The sequence below is a fragment of the Pseudonocardia hierapolitana genome (genome assembly GCF_007994075.1).
Classification (GTDB): Bacteria; Actinomycetota; Actinomycetes; order Mycobacteriales; family Pseudonocardiaceae; genus Pseudonocardia; species Pseudonocardia hierapolitana.
This window is the reverse complement of sequence record NZ_VIWU01000001.1, coordinates 2,282,467-2,302,863: the sequence shown is the minus strand read 5'-3', so window position 1 is coordinate 2,302,863 and position 20,397 is coordinate 2,282,467. Positions and strand designations below refer to the sequence as shown.

The 20,397-nt window shown below is 73.4% G+C and carries 18 protein-coding genes; 13 read left to right on the top strand and 5 right to left on the bottom strand.

Annotated features, from left to right (window positions below):
- Positions 1–27 precede the first annotated feature (27 nt).
- The 4 genes from FHX44_RS10855 to FHX44_RS10840 all read left to right on the top strand — a co-directional run bounded on the left by FHX44_RS10855 (position 28) and on the right by FHX44_RS10840 (position 3,717).
- Entirely contained in the window at positions 28–903 is an 876-nt protein-coding gene (locus tag FHX44_RS10855) for an SDR family NAD(P)-dependent oxidoreductase (protein ID WP_147255433.1), read from the top strand.
- Complete coding sequence (locus FHX44_RS10850) at positions 900–1,793, top strand: AurF N-oxygenase family protein (protein WP_147255431.1); 894 nt, start codon at positions 900–902, stop codon at positions 1,791–1,793. Before FHX44_RS10855 ends, FHX44_RS10850 begins: the two co-directional genes overlap by 4 nt.
- 129 nt (positions 1,794–1,922) lie before the next feature.
- The gene (locus FHX44_RS10845) at positions 1,923–2,771 is read left to right on the top strand and encodes a CPBP family intramembrane glutamic endopeptidase (RefSeq protein ID WP_212612419.1); all 849 of its coding nucleotides are present in this window, start codon (positions 1,923–1,925) and stop codon (positions 2,769–2,771) included.
- A 37-nt stretch (positions 2,772–2,808) separates the two neighbouring features.
- Positions 2,809–3,717, top strand: coding sequence for an alpha/beta fold hydrolase (locus FHX44_RS10840; RefSeq protein ID WP_147255427.1), 909 nt, complete (start codon positions 2,809–2,811; stop codon positions 3,715–3,717).
- A gap of 73 nt (positions 3,718–3,790) precedes the next feature.
- Here FHX44_RS10840 and FHX44_RS43170 read toward each other — a convergent pair whose 3' ends face one another.
- Both FHX44_RS43170 and FHX44_RS10830 read right to left on the bottom strand, forming a co-directional pair.
- Entirely contained in the window at positions 3,791–3,994 is a 204-nt protein-coding gene (locus FHX44_RS43170) for a DUF7455 domain-containing protein (RefSeq protein ID WP_147255425.1), read from the bottom strand.
- 1 nt (position 3,995) lies between these two features.
- Positions 3,996–4,217 (bottom strand): hypothetical protein, encoded by a 222-nt coding sequence (locus FHX44_RS10830; protein ID WP_147255423.1) that lies wholly within the window; start codon positions 4,215–4,217, stop codon positions 3,996–3,998.
- A 190-nt stretch (positions 4,218–4,407) separates the two neighbouring features.
- Between FHX44_RS10830 and FHX44_RS42735 the strand changes: the two genes are divergently transcribed.
- The gene (locus tag FHX44_RS42735) at positions 4,408–5,022 is read left to right on the top strand and encodes an ATP-dependent Clp protease proteolytic subunit (RefSeq protein WP_212612418.1); all 615 of its coding nucleotides are present in this window, start codon (positions 4,408–4,410) and stop codon (positions 5,020–5,022) included.
- Between the two features lie 14 nt (positions 5,023–5,036).
- Positions 5,037–5,594 (top strand): ClpP family protease, encoded by a 558-nt coding sequence (locus FHX44_RS42730; RefSeq protein ID WP_246170304.1) that lies wholly within the window; start codon positions 5,037–5,039, stop codon positions 5,592–5,594.
- A gap of 7 nt (positions 5,595–5,601) precedes the next feature.
- On the opposite strand, the gene FHX44_RS10820 is transcribed toward FHX44_RS42730, so the two are convergent.
- Together FHX44_RS10820 and FHX44_RS10815 are read right to left on the bottom strand one after the other, a co-directional pair.
- Entirely contained in the window at positions 5,602–6,225 is a 624-nt protein-coding gene (locus FHX44_RS10820; protein ID WP_147255421.1) for a TetR/AcrR family transcriptional regulator, read from the bottom strand.
- A 47-nt stretch (positions 6,226–6,272) separates the two neighbouring features.
- Positions 6,273–7,469: an HAD family hydrolase gene (locus FHX44_RS10815; protein WP_147255419.1), complete on the bottom strand. Its 1,197-nt coding sequence runs from the start codon at positions 7,467–7,469 to the stop codon at positions 6,273–6,275.
- Positions 7,470–7,585: 116 nt separating this feature from the next.
- On the opposite strand from FHX44_RS10815, the gene FHX44_RS10810 reads away from it, so the two are divergent.
- From FHX44_RS10810 to FHX44_RS10785, 6 genes are all read left to right on the top strand, one after another.
- Positions 7,586–8,611, top strand: coding sequence for an alpha/beta fold hydrolase (locus FHX44_RS10810; RefSeq protein WP_246170303.1), 1,026 nt, complete (start codon positions 7,586–7,588; stop codon positions 8,609–8,611).
- A gap of 50 nt (positions 8,612–8,661) precedes the next feature.
- Complete coding sequence (gene moeZ, locus FHX44_RS10805) at positions 8,662–9,834, top strand: adenylyltransferase/sulfurtransferase MoeZ (RefSeq protein ID WP_170308870.1); 1,173 nt, start codon at positions 8,662–8,664, stop codon at positions 9,832–9,834.
- A 410-nt stretch (positions 9,835–10,244) separates the two neighbouring features.
- Positions 10,245–13,907 (top strand): hypothetical protein, encoded by a 3,663-nt coding sequence (locus tag FHX44_RS10800; RefSeq protein ID WP_147255416.1) that lies wholly within the window; start codon positions 10,245–10,247, stop codon positions 13,905–13,907.
- Positions 13,908–14,021: 114 nt separating this feature from the next.
- The gene (locus tag FHX44_RS10795; RefSeq protein ID WP_147255414.1) at positions 14,022–14,843 is read left to right on the top strand and encodes a TIGR02569 family protein; all 822 of its coding nucleotides are present in this window, start codon (positions 14,022–14,024) and stop codon (positions 14,841–14,843) included.
- A 185-nt stretch (positions 14,844–15,028) separates the two neighbouring features.
- Complete coding sequence (locus FHX44_RS10790; protein ID WP_147255412.1) at positions 15,029–16,414, top strand: nitrate/nitrite transporter; 1,386 nt, start codon at positions 15,029–15,031, stop codon at positions 16,412–16,414.
- Positions 16,411–18,483, top strand: coding sequence for a molybdopterin oxidoreductase family protein (locus FHX44_RS10785; RefSeq protein WP_147255410.1), 2,073 nt, complete (start codon positions 16,411–16,413; stop codon positions 18,481–18,483). Before FHX44_RS10790 ends, FHX44_RS10785 begins: the two co-directional genes overlap by 4 nt.
- Positions 18,484–18,493: 10 nt before the next feature.
- On the opposite strand, the gene FHX44_RS10780 is transcribed toward FHX44_RS10785, so the two are convergent.
- Positions 18,494–19,003, bottom strand: coding sequence for a winged helix-turn-helix transcriptional regulator (locus FHX44_RS10780; protein WP_147255408.1), 510 nt, complete (start codon positions 19,001–19,003; stop codon positions 18,494–18,496).
- A gap of 88 nt (positions 19,004–19,091) precedes the next feature.
- Here FHX44_RS10780 and FHX44_RS10775 point away from each other — a divergent pair, with 88 nt between their 5' ends.
- Positions 19,092–20,321: an MFS transporter gene (locus tag FHX44_RS10775; protein ID WP_147255406.1), complete on the top strand. Its 1,230-nt coding sequence runs from the start codon at positions 19,092–19,094 to the stop codon at positions 20,319–20,321.
- Positions 20,322–20,397 lie beyond the last annotated feature (76 nt).

The window sequence follows — 20,397 nt, the reverse complement described above, 5'->3', positions numbered from 1 at the left end:
CGCAAGTGTCGTCTGGAGGCTGGTTCGATGGCACGGACAGAGGCGTCCACCGGAATGCCTGGCCGGGTGCTCGTCACCGGGGCGGCCGGCGGCTTCGGTTCCGCCACCGTGACGCGACTGCGGGAGCGGGGCGCGCAGGTGGTCGGGCTCGACGTCGCCGGTGCCGGGGACGGGAGCGGCGGCGTGCTCGCCTGCAACATCACCGACACCGCGGCCGTGGAGACGGCCGTCGCCGAGGCCGTGGCGCGGTTGGGCGGCCTGGATGCGGTCGTGCACTACGCCGGCATCGGCATCCCGAACGACGCGGGCGGTCCGCTCGAGCCCGACGCGCTGCGCGTCATCGACGTCAACCTGCTCGGCGCGTGGCGCGTCACCGCCGCGGCGCTCCCGGCGCTCCTGGCCGGTCGGGCCGAACGCGGCGGGCTGCGCGGGCGGGCCGTCTTCGTCGCCAGCGAGCTCGCGTACGTGACGTTGCCGTTCGTTTCGGCCTACAGCGTCGCGAAGCGCGGAATGTCGGCCTACGCCGACGCCCTGCGGCTGGAATACGGCACGGAGCTGCACGTCAGCACCGTCTACCCGGGCTACGTGCGCACCGGGATCCACGCCGCGGGCCGCGAGGCCGGGCTGACCCTCGAAGGCCAGGTGCGGCGCGAGGAGGTCGAGGACGTCGTCGGCACGGTGCTGCGCTCGCTCACCGCGCCGCGGCCGCCGCGCGACACCGCGTGCACCCGCGCCGGGAACCTCGAGCTGTGGGCGGCCCGGCACCTGCCGGGTGCGGTCGGCGCCATGGCCGCCAGGCAGATACGCAAGCAGGCCGCCGCAGGGCGGTTCGACGGCTCGCCGCTCGCGGCAGGTCTCGTCGCACGGTTGACCGGCCGCATCACTGAGAGGAGCCCGCGATGAACGTCAAGACGGTGAACGACCGCGAGGCGACCGCGGAGCGGCTGCTCCGCTCGTCGCTCGACCACTCCTACGAGCCCAGCATCGACATCGACTGGGAGGCCCCGCTCGTCCCGGACGGGTGGGCGATGCCGGAGCACCGCGTGTCGCTGTACGGCACGGAGCTGTGGGAGGGCCTCACCGAGGAGCAGCGGCGCACGCTGTCGGTGCACGAGGTGTGCAGCATCGCCCGCATCGGCCTCTGGTTCGAGATCATCCTCATGCAGATGCTGCTGCGCTACGCGTACGACCGCGACCCGCGCCGCCAGCACATCCAGTACGCGCTCACCGAGATCGCCGACGAGTGCCGGCACTCGATCATGTTCGCGAAGATGACCGAGCGGTACGGCGTGCCGGACTACGCGCCGCGGCGGCTCACCCACGAGCTCGGGAGGTTCTTCAAGACCGTCGCCTACGGCCCCGCGATGTTCGCGGGCACGCTGTTCGTGGAGGAGATCCTCGACCAGCTGCAGCGCGAGGCGATGCGCGACGACTCCGTGCAGCCGCTCACCCGCATGGTCAACCGGATCCACGTCACCGAGGAGGCCCGGCACGTCCGCTACGCCCGCGAGGAGCTGATGCGGATCATGCCGAAGACGAACGCCGCGCAGCGCACGCTCGCCCGCTACCTCTCGGCTCGCGTGGCGTTCGTGGTGGCTCGCAACCTGATCCACCGCGACGTCTACACGTCCGTCGGCATCGATCCGGCCGTCGGCCACAAGGCCGCTCTGGCCAACCCGCACCACCAGGAGATGCTGCGCTGGACGGCGCGCAAGCTGGTGCCGTTCCTGCGGGAGCAGAAGCTCATCGGTGGACCCAGCGAGGTCCTCTGGCGCAAGGCGCACCTCATCTGATGACGACCGCCCGCTCCGTCCCCGCGGCCGACGGCGTTCCGCTGCACGTCGAGCTCGACGGGCCCGAGGGCGCCGCCGTCACCGTGGAAGAAGTTGTCGCGCCGGCGCATGTCCGGTCATGCTGGCGCGGTGAGCGCAGGCGCGACCGCCCCCGGCAGTTTCGAGGGCCGGTCCGCGCCCCGGCCCGCCTGGATCCGTCTGCTGGCCGCGGCACTGGTGATGGTCTCCGCGGTTGCGCTGTTCGGCCTGCAGGAGCGACTGATCGGGTACGCGCTGATCGTCGCCGGTCTGGTCGTCGCAGCGGCGGCGGACCGCCTGCTGCTGCGGCACCTGATCCTCATCTCGGTCGGCCTGGTCGTCATCAGCACGATGTCGCTGGAAGCGGATCTGAGCAACGCCGGCATGGCCCGTTTCGCGATCACGCTGTCGGCGGCGGTCGCCCTGCCCTACGCCCTCTCCCGATGGTGGCACCGGGAGGACATCATCAAGTTCCCGGTCGGAACCGGGAACCGGTGGAGCCGGTTCGAGTTCGGCTACCTCGCGCTGGTGGTCGTCGCGGGCTACCTGATCCTCCCGGTGTACTTCCTGGGCTCGGGTGCCTACCGGAACTGGCCCGACGTCTCCGGCTCGGGCGAGATCGTCCGGCTGTTCATCGGCGTCAACGCAGTCGGCCTGTGGGACGAGCTGTTCTTCATCTGCATCGTCTTCGCCCTTCTCCGCCACCACTTCCCGGTCTGGCAGGCGAACCTGCTGCAGTCGGTGGTGTTCGTCTCGTTCCTCTGGGAGCTGGGCTACCGCAGCTGGGGTCCGCTGCTCACGGTGCCCTTCGCCCTGTTGCAGGGCTACATCTTCCAGCGCACCCGGTCGTTGCCGTACGTGGTCACCGTGCACCTGACCTTCGACGCCATCATCTTCGGCATCCTCGTGCACGCCTACAACCCGGCCATTGCGGACATCTTCCTGACCGACCCGAGATAGCGAGCGAGATCCTCCGGCGGAAGGCACGCCTCGTCACATGACCACCGCACGATCCGTCCCCGCGGCCGACGGCGTGCCGCTGCACGTCGCGCTGGACGGCCCGCAGGATGCTCCCGTCACGGTCGTCCTGGTCCACGGCTGGACGCTCGACCGGCGTGTCTGGAGACCGGTCACCAGGTCGCTCGCGACCGGGCCCTCACCGGTGCGCGTGGTGCGGCCCGACCACCGCGGCCACGGCCGCTCGGCGCCCGTCGACCCGGCGACGATGACGATCGACCAGCTCGCCGACGACCTCGCCGAGGTCGTCGCCGCGACGGCGCCCGCCGGGCCGCTCGTGCTCGCCGGGCACTCGATGGGTGGCATGACCCTGATGGCGCTCGCCGAGCGCCATCCGGACGTGATGGCGCGAGCGGTCGGGGTCGCACTGGTGGCCACCGCGAGCGGTGGGCTCGCCGAGCGGCCGTTCGGCCTGTCCCCGCCCGCGGCCGCGGTGTACCGCAGGGTGCAGCGGCGGATCGCCGCCACGAGGGGGTGGTCGCGGCGGGAGCACCTCGGCGACCCGCGTCTCATCGCGCCCGCGACGCGGTGGCTGCTGCTCGGCGCGCGGCCGAGCCCGGAGGCCATCCGGATCACGTGCGAGACGGTGGGTGGCTGCCGCCCGCTCACCGTGTCCGGGTTCCAGCCCACCCTCGAAGCCCATGAACGCGACGCCGCGCTCGCGGCGTTCGCGGACATCCCGACCGTCGTGCTCGTCGGGTCCCGCGACCGCCTCACGCCCGTGCGCGCGGCCCGGCGCATCGCCGACGCGGTTCCGTCGGCCAGTCTGACGATCTTCCCCGAGGCCGGGCACATGCTGCCCCTGGAGCGGGTGTCCGGGGTGGCGAGCCGGATCGCGGCGCTGGCGACGGGCGCCGTGCGGACCGGGGAGCTCCGCTCGACGGCGTGATCGGTGTCGCCCCGTTGCAGCACGGGGGACAGTGGTTCGGCGGAGCCGGCGGGGTGGGTGGGTGGAGCCGCCTTCATGCAGCGAGATCGCGCAGATGTGGCTTCTCTGCAATCGGGGCGGGTCGGCCGGGCAGCGTGATCAGCTGAGCGCCTGCCTCCAGTAGGCGGTCGCGGTGCTCGCGGATGTGGTGGTTGCAGAAGTGCAGCTCGCCTGCCGGCAGCGCGGCGCGGACGCGAGCTCGGGCGGGACAGCGGTCGCAATACGCCGTGGTGTTCATGTCACGCCGCCTCGAGCAGGGCGCGGCCGGTGGCCGTCAGGCGGGCGGGGCCGGGGCCCGCGGCGATCAGGCCGGCGTTCGCCAGCCGACGGCCGACGAACTGGTCGCAGCATCCCAGGCCGTCGACGGCGAGGACGCCGATCGCGGAGACGGTGCAGCGTCCGGCGGCGACTGCGCGCAGGACGGCGCGGTCCCGGTAGCTGAGGTCGGTCGTGGTGGTCATCGTTCGCTCCCTTCCGGGCCGGCGCGCCCCGTGCGGCGCGGTTGTAGATGAGACCGCGGCCACATCCGGAACTCATCGCTCCCGGCGTCCGCTCTCGGCGAAAGGGTTTCGCCGCCCGCGAATGTCCGGGTTTGCGCAGGTGTGGCGCCGTTAGCGTCCGGGAGATCAATGCCCACCCGGAGGTCATCGGATGCAGAGCGCGCAGGCCCGCTACGTCCTGCCGTCGTTCGTCGAACGGACGAGCTACGGCTATCAGGAGTCCAATCCGTACAGCAAGCTGTTCGAGGGCCGGATCGTCTTTCTCGGCACCCAGATCGACGACGCGGCAGCCAACGACGTCATGGCGCAGCTGATCTGCCTGGAGTCGACCGAGCCGGACCGGCCGATCTCGATGTACATCAACTCGCCTGGCGGCTCGCTCACGGCGATGACGGCGATCTACGACACGATGCGCTACATCCGTCCGGCGGTGCACACGTACTGCCTCGGGCAGGCCGCATCGGCGGCAGCCGTGCTGCTCGCGGCCGGCGCACCCGGCCACCGGTCGGTGGTGCCCAACGCGCGGGTGCTCATCCACCAGCCGAGCATCGACGTCGTCCGCGGGCAGACCTCCGACCTGGAGATCTACGCGGCCGAGGTCTCCCGGCTGCGCCGCCAGCTCGAGGACGCACTCGCCGAGGGCACGGGCCAGACCGTGGAGCGCATCCACGCCGACATCGAGCGCGACCTCGTCCTCACCGCCGACGAGGCCGTGGCCTACGGGATCGCCGACAACGTCATCGCCAGCCGCAAACTCCCCCGCTGAAGGAGACCACCCACATGAGCGCCCCCACCATCGACGACACCGTCTACAACCGGCTGCTGCGCGAGCGCATCGTCGTGCTCGGGCAGGAGGTGGACGACGACGTCTCGACGAAGCTCGTCGCGCAGCTGCTCCTGCTCGCAGGCGAGGACCCGGCCGCCGACATCACGCTCTACATCAACTCGCCGGGCGGCTCGGTGTTCGCCGGCATGGCGATCTACGACACGATGCACTCGATCGAGCCGGACGTCGCCACGATCGCCACCGGGATGGCCGCCTCGATGGGCCAGTTCCTGCTCACCGGGGGTGCGCCGGGCAAGCGGTTCGCCCTGCCGCACGCCCAGGTGATGATGCACCAGCCGTCGGGCGGCGCGGGCGGGTCGGAGTCCGACATCGTGATCCGCGCCGGCATGCTGTCCAAGCTCAAGAAGCGGATCGCCGAGCTCACGGCCGAGCACAGCGGGCAGCCGCTGGATCGGATCGAGGCCGACTTCGACCGCGACCGCTGGTTCACCGCCCAGGAGGCCGTCGACTACGGCCTGGTCGACGGGGTGCTGCGCACGCCACCCCGGTGACACGGCGTCAGTCGTGGATGAGGGGGAAGCCGGCGAGCCCGCGCCAGGCGAACCCGGACATGAGGGCCACGGCCTCGTCGCGGGGCACCGACCGGTCGGAGTCGAGCCAGTACTGGGCGGCGACCTGGCTCAGCCCGACCAGCCCGACGGCCAGCATGCGGGCGCGCGGGGTGTCCAGGCCGGCATCGGCGGTGACGGCTGCGGCGACGGCGTCGATGCAGCTGTTGAGCGCGCCGTCGACGACAGCGGCCGCCTCCGGCTCGCCGCGCAGGTCGGACTCGAACACGAGCCGGTAGGCCTGTCCCTCGCCCGCGACGAAGTCGAAGTAGGCCGCGACGGCGGCGTGCACGCGCTGTTCGTTGTCGGAGGTGCCGTCGATCGCGGCGGTGACGCGCTCCACTAGCTCGTCGGCGTACGTGGTGAGCAGCGCCCGGTAGAGCTCGAGCTTGCCGGGGAAGTGCTGGTACAGAACCGGCTTGCTCACGCCGGCCCGCTCGGCGATGTCGTCCATCGCGGCGGCGTGGTAACCGTGCGCCGCGAAGACGTCCCGTGCGGCCACGAGCAGTTGGGCCCGGCGCGCGTCGCGGGACAGGCGGGTGCCGCGGTGCACCGGTGCCGGCGCCTCGGTCATGCGGTTGCCCTTCCGTCCGTCCACCCGATCGGGTGCGGAAGAACACCTTACCCGCCGGTAGAGGTGTGCCGCTCGCACCGCAGGCTGTTGACCGCGAGCACGGCCGCTCCGGCCGCCGTCGCCGCTGCCGAGAGGGACGGGCCGAGCAGGCCGGCGGCGGTCACCGGCAGCAGCGCCGCGACGCACGCGAGCGACCAGGCGAGGTTCGTGCGGATGACGGCGGCGGTGTGGCGGGCGAGCCGGATCGCGTCCACCGCGGCAGCGAGGTCGCCGCGTACCAGCGTCAGGGCGGGCCTGGTGGCCGTCGTGGCGCAGCGGCGAACCGCGATTCCGGCGGCGTCCAGCGCCGCCTCGTACCGCTCGGGATCGGCGATGACGGCGACACCGGGCCCGAGCTCGCGGACGAGTGGAGCAGCGTGCTGCGGGGCGACACCGGCCAGTACGGCGTCGGGCGCGAGCCCTGCGCGTGCGGCGACGGCCTGCGCGACCGGGGCCTCCTCGGCGGTCAGGAGGACGGGCCGCAGCCCGAGCGCCCTCAGCCGGTGCACGGCGGCTGCCCTCGCGGCCGCCACGTCCGGCCCGACGTCCAGCACGCCCCTGGCCACGCCGTCCCAGGCCACCGCGACCGGGGTGCACCCGGCCGTCGCGGGTACGGCGGGCAGGTCGATGTCGTGCGCGGCGAGGAGCTCCGCGTCGCCGACGAGCACGGCGTGGGCGATCACGCGCTGCTCCTCGCCGGAGGCGCCGACGACCTCGGCCACGACGCCGCGCGCGCCCAGATCCGCCACCGGGTCGAAGTCGGAGACGCCGGGCAGCCGCGGTGTCGCCGCGGCGATCGCCCGATCGACCGGCCGGCCGGACTCCCGGGCCACGGCACCGGCGATGCGCAGCACGTCGGCGTGCGATGCGCCGTCGACGGCGTGCACGGCGTGCACCCCCAGCTCGCCCCCGGTGACCAAGTCGCTTCCCGCGATGACGACGGTGCGGATCTGCCGCGCTGCCGCGAACGCGTCGGGGCCGGAGACCAGGACCCCGAGCCGGTTCGCGCGTTCCGTGCCGACCAGGCGCGGCAGCCCGGTGGCCAGGCGCAGGGCGGCGGGCACCGCGACGAGGAGCACCGCGAACGCGGCGCCGAGGGCCACCGCGGCCGGTTGCCCGCTGCCCAGCCGGTACGCGAGCACCACCAGTGCTGCCGTGCCCGTCAGAGCTGCGGCCCCGCTCTCCAGCTGGCTCGCCCCGGCCAATGTCCGCCTCCTCTCAGCGGTACAACGGCCGTGACCGGCGGCGATGACGTCCCCCACAGGCGCGAGTCCCGTCACGGCGGGTGGCCGGCGCGGCGCGGCCGGGTCATCCTCGGAGGGTGAGTACCGTCGCGCTGCCGTTCGTCCGACCGCTGCTGACGCGTGCACGAAGGCCTCAGTCGGTGCCGGCGGGCCCGCCGCCACTGGCGGACCCGGCGACGCTCCCGGCCCACGATCCGCACCGTGCCGCGTGGCCGGGTGGCGAGGTGACCTCCGGCGGCGTCACGCTGCACGTGCGCGAGACGCCCGGCCCGCAGGACACCCCGGCCGTCTACGTCCACGGCCTGTCCGGCTCGGCCACGAACTGGACGGACCTCGCTGCGCTGCTCGCCACCCGGGCCGCGGGCACCGCGGTCGACCTGCCCGGGTTCGGCCTCTCCCGGCCGCTCGCGTCGCAGGACTACACGCCCGCCGGGCACGCCGACGCCCTGCTGTGCTTCCTCGCCGGTCGCGGCCGTCCGGTGCACCTGCTGGGGAACTCGTTCGGTGGGGCCGTTGCGCTGACCGTGGCCGCCCGCAGGCCCGAGCTGGTGCGCACGCTCACGTTGGTGTCGCCCGCGATGCCCGACCTGCGCCCGGACCCGCGCCGCGTGTCCGACCCGAGGCTGCTGCTCGCGCTGTTGCCCCTGATCGGGAAGCGGGCCCGTGCCGAGCTCGCCGCGATGGACCCGCGCACGCGCGCCGAGCAGATCGTGCGGCTCTGCTTCGGCGATCCGACGATCGCCGCGGAGCACCGGATGGCCGAGGCCGCCGCCGAGCTCGCGGCGCGGGCCCGCCTGGCATGGGCACAGGAGGCCGCCGAGCGCACCGGGAAGGCGATGGTCGCGGGCTGGTTGCGCGGGGAGTCGCTCTGGTCGGTGGCGGCCCGCGTACAGGCGCCTACCCTGGTGGTCTGGGGCGAACGCGACCGGCTCGTCGCGCCGCGCCTGGCCGGACGCACCGCGGCGGCGCTGCGGCACTCCCGGCTGCTGGTGCTGCCCGGTGTGGGCCACGTCGCTCAGCTCGAGGCGCCCGAGACGGTGGCGCGCGCCGTCGCGGGCATGTGGGATGCGGTCGACGCGGGGACCTGGGAAGAACCCGGGTGACCACGACGTTGCGCACACGGAGTCAGTACGTCGATGCGAGGAGCTTGATCATGGCGCTACCGCCGCTCGTGGAGCCGGCCGCCGAGCTGTCCAAGGAGGAGGTCGAGCGCTACAGCCGCCACCTCATCATCCCGGACGTCGGCATGGCGGGGCAGAAGCGGCTGAAGAACGCGAAGGTGCTGGTGGTCGGCGCGGGCGGGCTCGGGAGCCCGGCGCTGCTCTACCTCGCCGCCGCGGGCGTCGGCACGCTCGGCATCGTCGAGTTCGACGTGGTCGACGAGTCCAACCTGCAGCGGCAGATCATCCACGGGCAGTCCGACGTCGGCCGGTCGAAGGCGGAATCGGCGCGCGACTCCATCAAGGAGATCAACCCGTTCGTCGAGGTCCGGCTGCACGAGACGCGGCTCGACTCCTCGAACGTCCTCGACGTCTTCCGCGACTACGACCTCATCCTCGACGGCACCGACAACTTCGCCACGCGCTACCTGGTGAACGACGCGGCGGTCCTGCTCGGCAAGCCGTACGTGTGGGGCTCGATCTTCCGGTTCGAGGGCCAGGCGTCGGTGTTCTGGGAGGACGCCCCGAACGGCAAGGGCCTCAACTACCGCGACCTCTACCCCGAGCCGCCGCCGCCCGGGATGGTTCCGTCCTGCGCCGAGGGTGGCGTGCTGGGCGTGCTGTGCGCGTCGATCGGCTCGATCATGGTCAACGAGGCCATCAAGCTGATCACCGGCATCGGTGAGCCGCTCCTGGGCAGGCTGATGGTGTACGACGCCCTCGAGATGAGCTACCGCACGATCAAGATCCGCAAGGACCCCAACACGCCGAAGATCACCGAGCTCATCGACTACGAGGCGTTCTGCGGTGTGGTGTCCGAGGACGCGCAGCAGGCGGCCGTCGGGAGCACGATCACGGCGCTCGAGCTCAAGGAGATGATCGACGCGGGCAAGGACTTCGCGCTGATCGACGTCCGCGAGCAGAACGAGTACGAGATCGTCAGCATCCCGGGCGCGACGCTGATCCCGAAGGACCGCATCCTGTCCGGCGAGGCCCTCGCCGAGATCCCACAGGACAAGCCCGTCGTGCTGCACTGCAAGTCAGGGGTGCGTTCGGCAGAGGCCCTTGCGGTGCTGCACCGCGCAGGCTTCAAGGACGCCGTGCACGTCGGCGGCGGCGTGCTGGCCTGGATCAAGCAGGTCGACCCCTCCCAGCCCGTGTACTGAGCGCAACCTCGGGCCCGCGCGACGGCGCCCCGTCCGGCACCTGGTCGGAGGGGCGCCGTCGTCGTTTCTGCGCCCGGTGCATGTGCCGATGCAAGAACGAATGGCGCAGGCACGGGAGAAGTCCTCGAATGGCCCAATCGGACCAGTCATGATCACCCAAAGTGATCGTCTTCGTGCCGTTGTGTTCGTCGAACGGAGCAGTGACACCCGGTCGAGTGCCGGGTAGCGTTCCGGAGCCGGAAGATCAAGACGGATCTGCGGCACCCGTGCTGTCGGGGTGCGCCGCGGCGCACAGCAACGGTGGCCTGACGGAGCGTCCCGAGTTCTGGCATGCCTTCCGTCACCCGGCGATGGGGGTCGCACTGGTGGACGACACTGCGAGACGTTGTGCCCTCCCGGGGTGCAACGAGGTGATCGAGGACATCCCCGGTCGTCCGCCTCGTCGCTACTGCACGGCAGCGCACCGGGCCGCCGCCCGGCAGGCCCGCAGGGCCGCTGCGCAGGCGGGCCACGACGCGCGCCTCGCAGCCGCCCTTCCCTGGCTGCTCGAGCCCCAGGACGAACCGGACGCGCCGCCCGTCCCGCACGGCGTGCGGGAGCAGCGGGCTCTCGTCGAGGCGCGCCGCGTGGAGCGGGCCGCGGAGGCCGCCTCCACCCGCGCCAGGGCCGCCGCCGGCGCGACCGCGCGCAGGCGGCGCACCGTCGCGGTGTTCGGCGCCGCCGGCATCCTCGCCGCCACCTACGTCTTCACCGCGTCCGAACCGATCGCCCCGCCGCAGGCCGCCGCCCCGCTCCCGCCCGGGGTGGACCCACGCGCTGAGTGGATCGCGCACGCCCAGATCACCCTCACCTCGCTCGACAGCCAGCTCGACACGATCGCGCAGACCGAGCGGGCGTGGATCAGCCTCCCGCCGGAGCGGCGCACGATCACACCGCCCGAGGTGAAGGACCTGCAGGCGCGCAAGGCCCTCCTCGAACGGCGGAAGGCCACCCTGCAGTCGCAGATCGACACCTACCGCTCGCTCGACCGCGCCAGGGCCGACCTCCAGAGCACCGAGCGCCACCTGCAGGCGGTCGAGCAGGCGCGCGCGGCCGCACCGACCGGCCGGCGGGGCCCCGAACAGTCCTCCGAGCTCGCCGCGCTCGAGGAGCAGCGCGACCTGCGGTTGCGGCAGCGGGAGGCCAAGCGCGACGAGCTGGAGGAGCTCGAGCGGGGCGTCGACAACGCCGTTCGGGCGCCGCTGCCCGACGACGACGAGGAGACCGAGGACGTGCGGGAGCGCGTCCTCGACGTTGTCGAACGTGGTGGCTCCGACGAGGAGCCGGGCGAGAACTCGGAGGACGCCGAAGGAGACGACCAGGACGGCGCCGAGGCGGACGGCGACGAGTCCGACGAATCGGACCGCGACGAGTCCGACGAGCGCAAGGACGAGGGAGACGTCCTGCCCGACCTCCCTGACGTGGTCGCTCCGCGCGACGAGCACGACGACAAGGAGCGGCAGGACACGTCCAACGGGGCGCCGCCGGACCCGCGCGGCCCCGGCGACGAGTCCGCGGAGCACGACGACGACCCCGAAGCGCCGTCCGACGAGGACGAGCCCGACGTCCGGGCGGACGGCGGTGGCCAGCAGCGCGGGCCGATCGCGGACGCGTTGGACTCGCTGGGCGGGGCGCTCGGCGGTGACGAGCAGGGTGACAGGCCCGGCGGCGACGAGCCCGGCGACGAGGCGCGTTCCCCGGCCGGAGGCGGGGAGAGCCCGGGTGGGCGTGCGCCGGCCGGTGACGCGCCCGGGACGCCGGGCGGCGCGGATCGGGATCCGGGCGACCGCCGGGAGACCGGTGAAGGTGATGGCGGGGATCGCCAGCAGCCGGGCGGGCCTGTAGGCGAGGCGCTCGACTCGTTGGGCGAGGCGCTCGGCGGCGCTGACGGCGACGGTCGGACGGAAGACGCCGAAGGCCGGAACGGGCCACCGGGGACGGGTGACCGGGACAACGACGCCGACGAGCGGGAAGGACCCCGTGCCCAGGGCCCGGGCGGCCCCGAAGGCGATGCTCCGGGCGGCTCCGGCGACCGGGGAGGAGCCCCGGGCGACCCGGGCGAGGAGAAGAACGAGGGCCCGGGCGATCGAGGGCCCGGTGGCCCCATCGGTGATGCACTCGGGTCCGTCGGCGAGGCGCTGGGTGGCGACAGCGGCCCGGGTGACTCGGACACCGGCGACGGCGGGGAGCGCGAGCGTCCCGGCGCCGCCGAGCCGGGCGACCGCGCGGGCGGGGGCACGCCGGGCGGCGCCCCGGATGGGGCGGGGCCGGGCGGCGACGGCGCCGCAGGCCCGGAGTCGGGCGGCGGTCGGTCCCCGGGCGGGATCCTGGGATCCGTCGGCGACCTCCTCGGGGGCGGCGGTCGGTCTGACGAGGGCCATGACGACGGTGCACGGGAAGGCGGCGGCGGTTCCGGCGACGACTCCGGCGGCGGTTCCGGCGGCGACTCCGACGGTGACTCCGCCGGCAGCCCTGGCGGCAGCTCCGGCGGTTCCGGCGGCGGTGACACCGCCGGGCCGCTCCGCGGTCTTCTCGGCGGTGGCGACGACCGGGACGACTCGGACGACGGCGACGACGGGGACGGCCGCAGCGACCGGGGCGGCGCGTCCGACAGCAAGCCGAGCGGCGGCGGCGCCGACCGTGGCGGCAGCGACGGGGACGACGGCGACGACTCGGGCTCGTCCGGGCCCGAGCGCGAGGTCACGGGGGTCGTCGAGGCCGTCGGCGGCGCGCTGACCGGCGACGACGACCGGGAGGACGACCGCGGTGGCGGCGGGGCCGACCGTGGGCCCGACCGTGGGCGCGACGACGCGGGCGAGCGGGCCGACACCGACCGCGGCCCCGACCGTGGCCCCGCCCGCGAGACCGACCGGTCCGGCGAGGAATCGGACGGCGACCGCGCCGGCCGATCGGACGGCGAGCGCGACCGGGGGAGGCAGGACTCGGACGACTCGTCGGGCTCCGAGAGCTCGGAGGACGTCGAACGCGCCGGAAGGGTGCTCGAGGCGCTCGGTGCCTCCGGACTCGGGTCCCTGCTGGCGGCTGCGGCCGAGGCGGACGACTCCTCGGACGGCGACTCCTCGGACGGCGACTCGGACCGGGACTCGGACCGGGACGCTGACCGCGGATCCGAACGCGGGTCGGATGGTGACGCTCCGGATCGGGAATCCGGGGAAGACGACTCGTCGGGTGAATCGTCCGACCGGGATTCCGGGTCGGACGACCTGAGCGGCTGGGACGAGGACGAGCTCGAGGCGGCCGTCTGGGAGGCACTGTCGGAGGAGGGCTCCTCCGACGAGGACTCCGCGTACCGCGCCTCTTCCGACCGTGACTCCGAGGACTCCGATCGGGACTCGGACACCGAGGGTTCCGAGAGCTGGTCGGAACGCGACTCATCGGAACGGGACCCGGACGAGGACGCCGAGCGCGACGGGGGATCGGAGCGGAAATCCGAGCGGGAGTCCGACGATCGGTCGGAGGAGGACTCGGCGAACCGGGAGTCCGACAACCGCTCGGGCGAGGAAGCCGACCAGGACTCGGAACGGGAAACCGAGAGCAGGTCCGACCGCGACTCGGACTCCGAGCGCGACACCGACGGCGAATCGGCCCGCGACGAGGACCGCGACGACAACCGCGAGGACAACCGCGACGACAACCGCGACGCAGACCGCGACACCGACCGGAACTCGGACTCCGAGCGGGACTCCGACAACGAGTCCGACCGGGATTCGGACGAAAAGTCGGATCGGAAGTCCGACGACGACTCGGACCGTGACTCCGACAAGGACTCCGACAAGGACTCCGGCAAGGACTCCGACAAGGATTCGGACAAGGATTCGGACAAGGACTCGGACGAGGAATCCGGCGATTCCGACGATCGCGATTCCCGCGATCGTGATTCCGAGGACGGCGGGGATGACGACCGCGGCGATTCCGACAGCGGTGACGACGACGGCGGGGACGACGGCGGGGACTCCGACGACGGCGGTGACGGCGGCGGCGATGACGGCGGCGACGGCGGGGACGACGACTGAGGCGACGACGGCGAGTGATCATCCAACCGCCCGCGCCGCCCGATCGCGGGGCGCGGCGACGCGCCCCGCGTGGCACCCCGGAACGCCCGCGGTGCGCAGGTAGCGTGCGATGCCGTGACCGCTGCGCCTGTCCTGCCGCCCGCCGGGACCACCCTTCCCGCGCACGTTCGCACCGCTTTCGGCGTGAACGATGTCGAGCCACGTCCGGTGGTCTGGGCAGGTAGGCGGGCATGGCATTGCGGCGACGTCCTCGTCCGCCCGGTGCCGGACAACGTCGTGGCCGCCTGGTCCGCGGCGGTCCTCGACGGGCTCCAGGTCGACGGCGTGCGCATCGCCCGCCCGCTGCGTTCCTCCGACGGGCGGTGGGTGGTCGGCGGCTGGGCCGCGTGCCGCTACATCCCCGGCTACGTCGAACCCCGTTACGACGAGGTCGTCGAGACGTCCATCCGGCTGCACGCCGCCACCGCGAGCGTCTCCCGGCCGCGGCTCCTCGACGACCGCGACGACCTGGTCGCCCGGTCCGCCGCCGGAGCGTTCGGCGAGCGGCGGCTCACCCTCGACCCGTCCACCGGCGGTGAGCTCTACTCGCAGCTCGCCGAGTTCCGCAAGCCCGTCCAGCTCACGCCTCAGCTGGTGCACCCCGAGCTCTTCGGTGCCGTCCTGTTCGACGAGCGGGGCGTGCCGGCGGTCATCGACCTCGTCCCGTGCTGGCGCCCGGCGCAGTGGGCCGCCGCCGTCATCGTCGTCGACGCGCTGGCCTGGGGCGGTGCCGACGAGGAGCTGCCCCAGCGGTGGACGCACCTCGAGGAGTGGCCGCAGATGCTGCTGCGGGCCCTGCTGCACCGCGTCGCGCTGCACGCGCAGCACCCCGACGCCTCCCCGCGGACGCTGGCCGGCCTGCAGCGTGCGGCGGGCGCGATCGGCCCCCTCCTGTAACGGCGGCACGGGCAGCGACCCCGACTCGCGCGCACTGAGACCGCGACTCGCGGACGAGCGTGCCCTCACCCCTCGCGGCCCCCTGCGGTGAGGCCGGCTTTGCGTTCCTGTCACATCGAACCGACGGGCCGGTAACGGGCCGTGCATAGCGTCGCGCCCTGACCGACGAACCCAGGAGGACCGGCGTGACGACGACGGCACCAGACGCACCCCCCGCGCGTTCCCTGCTCCGCGGGCGTTGGATCGACCACTGGGACCCCGAGGACGGCGGGTTCTGGGAGCGCACCGGCGCGAAGGTGGCGAACCGCAACCTGTGGTTCTCGATCCTCTCCGAGCACATCGGCTTCTCGATCTGGACGATGTGGTCGGTCCTCGTGCTCTTCATGGGCCCGGAGTACGGCATCGACGCGGCGGGGAAGTTCTTCCTGGTCGCCGTGCCGACGCTGGTGGGCTCGATCCTCCGGCTGCCCTACACGATGGCCCCGGCGCGCTTCGGCGGCCGCAACTGGACGATCGTGAGCGCGGCCCTGCTGCTGATCCCGACGATCCTCGCCGCGATCGTGATGCAGCCCGGCACGCCGTACTGGGTGTTCGTACTCGTCGCCGCCGTCGGTGGGCTCGGCGGCGGGAACTTCGCCTCGTCCATGGCGAACATCAACGCCTTCTACCCGGAGGCGAAGAAGGGCTGGGCACTGGGACTGAACGCCGGCGGGGGGAACATCGGCGTGCCGGTCATCCAGCTGGTCGGCCTGCTGATCATCGCGACGGCGGGAGCGGGCGCGCCGCGGATCCTGCTCGGCGTCTACATCCCGCTGATCGTGGTCGCCGCCACCTTCGCCGCGCTGAAGATGGACAACCTCACCTCCATGCGCAACGACACCGGGGCCTTCAAGGAGGCGTACCGGGAGCCGCAGACCTGGGTGATGTCGTTCCTCTACATCGGCACGTTCGGGTCGTTCATCGGCTACAGCTTCGCGTTCGGGCTCGTGCTGCAGAACCAGTTCGGCCGCACCCCGCTGCAGGCCGCGGCGGTGACGTTCATCGGCCCGCTCCTCGGCTCGCTGATCCGGCCCGTGGGCGGGTGGTTCGCCGACAAGTACGGCGGCGCGAAGGTCACGTTCTACAACTTCATCGCGATGGGTGTCTCGGCCCTCGTGGTGCTCGCGGCATCGGCCATGGACTCGCTGACGCTGTACACGATCGGCTTCGTGCTGCTGTTCGTGTTCAGCGGCGTCGGCAACGGCTCCACCTACAAGATGATCCCGGCGATCTTCCGGGGCCAGGCGCGCGTCGCGATCGAGACCGCCGGTGCCGAGCCCGGTCCCGCGTACCTGCGGGCGCGGCGCCTGTCGGGCGCGGTCATCGGCATCGCGGGCGCGATCGGGGCGCTCGGCGGCCTGTTCATCAACCTGGCGTTCCGGCAGTCGTTCATGACCGCGCAGTCCGGCGACCCGGCGTTCTGGTCCTTCCTCGCCTTCTACGTGGTGTGCATCGCGGTGACCTACGTGGTCTACCTGCGTCCGGTACCGGCCGAGGCCACGCACCCGCGCGTGGCGTACGCGCACGTATGACGCTCGCGGTCACCCCGACGACGAGAGTCGCCACCCACTGCCCGTACTGCGCGCTGCAGTGCGGCCAGTGGGTCGACGGCCGCGGGGACGTCGACGGCCGGGAGTTCCCCACCAACCGCGGCGGGCTGTGCCAGAAGGGCTGGACCTCGGGCAGCCTGCTCGCCCATCCCGAGCGGTTGACCACCCCGCTGGTGCGCGCGTCGCGTTCGGCCCCGTTCGACCCGGTGAGCTGGGACGCGGCACTGGGGCACGTCGCGGGCCGGCTGTGCGAGCTGCAGGCCGAGCACGGCCCGGATGCCGTCGCCGTCTTCGGCGCGGGCGGGCTCACGAACGAGAAGGCCTACCTGCTGGGCAAGTTCGCCCGCGTCGCGCTCGGCACCTCGCAGATCGACTACAACGGCCGGTTCTGCATGTCGTCGGCGGCCGCCGCCGGCAACCGGGCGTTCGGGATCGACCGCGGGCTGCCGTTCCCCGTCACCGATCTCGACGAGGCGGAGGTCGTGCTGCTCGCGGGCGCGAACGTCGCGGAGACGATGCCACCGCTGATGGGGCACCTCGCCGCTGCCCGGCTCGTGGTGGTGGATCCACGGCGGACGCCGACGGCGGAGCGGGCGCTGGCGTCGGGCGGGCTGCACCTGCAGCCCGTGCCGGGCACCGACCTCGTGCTGGCGCTGGGGATGTTGCACGCCGCCGTGACCGACGGGCACCTCGACGCCGACTACCTGGCCGAGCGCACCACCGGCTTCGACGACGCCTGGCGGGTCGCCGGGCAGTGGTGGCCCGAGCGCGCGGAGCGGGTGTGCGGGGTGCCTGCCTCCGACATGCGCACCGCCGTCGGCTGGCTCGCCGGGGCGGCGCGGCGCTACGTGCTCACCGCGCGCGGCGCCGAGCAGCACGCCCACGGCGTCGACACGGTCACCTCCTGGATCAACCTCGCCCTCGCGCTGGGGCTGCCGGGCCGGCCCGGCTCGGGCTTCGGCACGATCACCGGGCAGGGCAACGGGCAGGGTGGGCGCGAGCACGGGCAGAAGTCCGACCAGCTGCCGGGCTACCGCTCGATCAGCGATCCCGCCGCCCGCGCGCACGTCGCGGGCGTATGGGGCGTGGACCCGGACAGCCTGCCGGGGCCGGGTCGCAGCGCCACCGAGCTGCTCGCCGCACTCGGCCGCCGCGACGGCCCGAAGGCGCTGCTCGTCTTCGGCTCGAACGTGCTCGTCTCCGCGCCGCACGCGAACGCCGTGGCCGATCGGCTCGCGGCGCTGGACCTGCTGGTCGTCGCCGACATCCTGCCGGGCGAGACGGCGATGGCCGCCGACGTCGTGCTTCCCGTCGCCCAGTGGGCCGAGGAGGAGGGCACGATGACCAACCTCGAGGGCCGGGTGCTGCGCAGGCGACGCGCGATGCGTCCGCCGGACGGGGTGCGCACCGACCTGGAGGTGGTGTCGGGGCTCGCCGAGCGGCTCGGCGCCGCCGGGTTCCCCAGCGAGCCGCGGGTGGTGTTCGACGAGCTGCGGGCCGCTTCGGCGGGCGGGATCGCCGACTACTCCGGCATCAGCTACGACCGGCTGGACGCGGGCGAGGCGCTGCACTGGCCGTGCCCCGCGCCCGGCCACCCCGGCACGCCGCGGTTGTTCACCGAGCGGTTCGCCCACCCCGACGGGCGCGCCCGGTTGATCGCGGTCGACCACACGCCGTCGGCCGAGCTGCCCGACGCCGACCACCCGCTGCGGGCCACCACCGGGCGGGTGCTGGTGCACTACCAGTCGGGTGCGCAGACCCGCCGGGTCGCCGATCTCTCCGGTGTCGCGCCGGAGTCGTTCGTGGAGGTCCATCCGGACACCGCTGCGCGAGCCGGCCTCGCCGACGGCGACCGGGCGCGGGTGGTCTCCCGGCGTGGCACGGCGGAGGCACGCGTGCGGTGCGTGCCGAGCCTGCGGCCGGACACGGTGTTCCTGCCGTTCCACTTCGGCGCCGAGCAGGCGGCCAACCTCGTCACCAACCCGGCGCTGGACCCGATCAGCCGCATGCCCGAGTTCAAGGTGTGCGCGGTCCGGCTCGAGCCGGCCTGACGCCGGCCGGTCAGGCGCCCGCCCGCAGCACCGCCTCGTACGCCGCCTGCATCCGCTCGCCGGCCGTCGGACCCTCCGGCGCCGGCGTGCGGCGCGCTCCCGGGCCGAGGTGGATCTCGCGGAGCTCGTCCATGTAGGCCTCCCACAGCGGCGGCCCGCCCTCGTCGAGCACCCGCGCGCGAGCCACGCACAGCTCGTCGTCGGCCGGCAGGTGCCGTGTGCCCCACGAGCTGATCTGGGCGAGCACGGGGACGAGCTCGATCGCCTGCTCGGTGAGGCTGTAGACGACCTTCTGCTGGTGTGCGGGGTCGCCCGCGCGCGTGAGCAGCCCGTGCTCGACGAGCCGGGAGAGCCGGTCGCTCAGGATGTTCGACGAGATCCGCTCGGGGCCGGCCAGCAGCTCACGGAAGTGCCGTGCGCCGGCGAAGATGATGTCGCGCAGCACCAGCAGCGTCCAACGGTCGCCGAAGATCTCCAGCGACTGGTTGATCGGGCAGCCCGACCGGACGTCCTTCCGCACTGCAACCACCTCTGCACCAGTTGCGTTATGCCATCAGTCTGCCGTACGGTCACTGCGCTTGCAAAACAGGAGCAGTCGAGGGGTTGCGATGACCATCGGGAGACCGGACGGCGAGACGCGCACCCGCGCGGGGCGGGCGGACCGCGTGCTGGCCGCGCTGTTCCTGGGCACGTTCGTGCTCGGCACCACCGAGATGCTCGTCGTCGGCGTGCTCAACCTCATCGCGGCGGACCTCGGCGTGTCCGTTCCCGCGGCCGGGGGGCTGGTCACCGCCTTCGCGCTCGGGCTCGCGGTCGGGGGGCCGCTCCTGACCGCGCTGACGATCCGGCTGGACCGGCGCGTGGTGCTGGTCTGCGCGTTGGCCCTGGTGGTCGTGGGCGTCCTGCTGCCCGTCGTCGTCGGGAGCTACCCGCTCTTCGTGGTGGCCCGGGTGCTCACCGGCGCGCTCACCGGGCTGTTCATCGCCGTCGCGTTCGCGGTCGGCACGTCGGTCGCCGAGCCGGCCCGCACCGGCCGCGCGATCTCCGTGGTGTTCTCCGGGTTCGCCGTCTCGACCGCACTGGGCGTGCCGCTGGGCACGCTCCTCGGGCAGGTCGTCGGCTGGCGCGGCGCGTTCTTCGCCGTCGTCGCCGTCGCCGTGGTGGCGCTCGCCGCCGTCCTCACGCTGGTCCCGTCCGTTCCCGGAACCCGGGCCGGGGTGGCGGACCAGGCGCGGCACGCGTTCGCCCCCCGCGTCCTGGCCGTGCTGACCCTGCTGCTCCTCGTGTTCGCGGCCCTGTACTCGGTGCTCACCTACGTCGTGCCGTTCCTCGAAACGGTCACCGGTGTCTCCGGGGCCTTCGTCAGCCTGTTCCTGCTCGTCCACGGCGCCGCCACGGCGGTCGGCTCGATCGGTGGCGGCCGGTTCGCCGACCACGACGCCGCGCGGACGCTCATCGTCGCGACCGCAGGTATGACGGTCTGCCTGCTCGCCCTGCGGCTCGTGGGTGGGAGCCCGGCCGTCGTCGCCGTCGTGCTGGCCGCATTGGGCCTGGTGGCCACGGGCATGGTGCCGTCGCTGCAGTACCGCGTCGTGGAACTGGCAGGCCCGGGCGGCACGCTCGCGCAGTCGCTGCCCGCGTCCGCGGCGAACATCGGCGTCGCGCTCGGCTCGCTCGCCGGTGGCGCCACGATCGGCAACCTCTCCATCGCCGCGACCACGCTGACCGGAGCCGGCATCGCCGTGGTCGCGGTCGCGGTCGCCGTCGCCACCCGCCGGCTGCGCGGGCCCGCGGCCGCGGACGTCCCCGGGCCGGACGGGGCCGTCGCGACCCGGTGACGGGTCCGGCGCGACGCGGGGAGGCAGGCCTACGCCGCCCGGCGCCCGGCCGCTGAGGTCCCCCGGCCGACCGCCG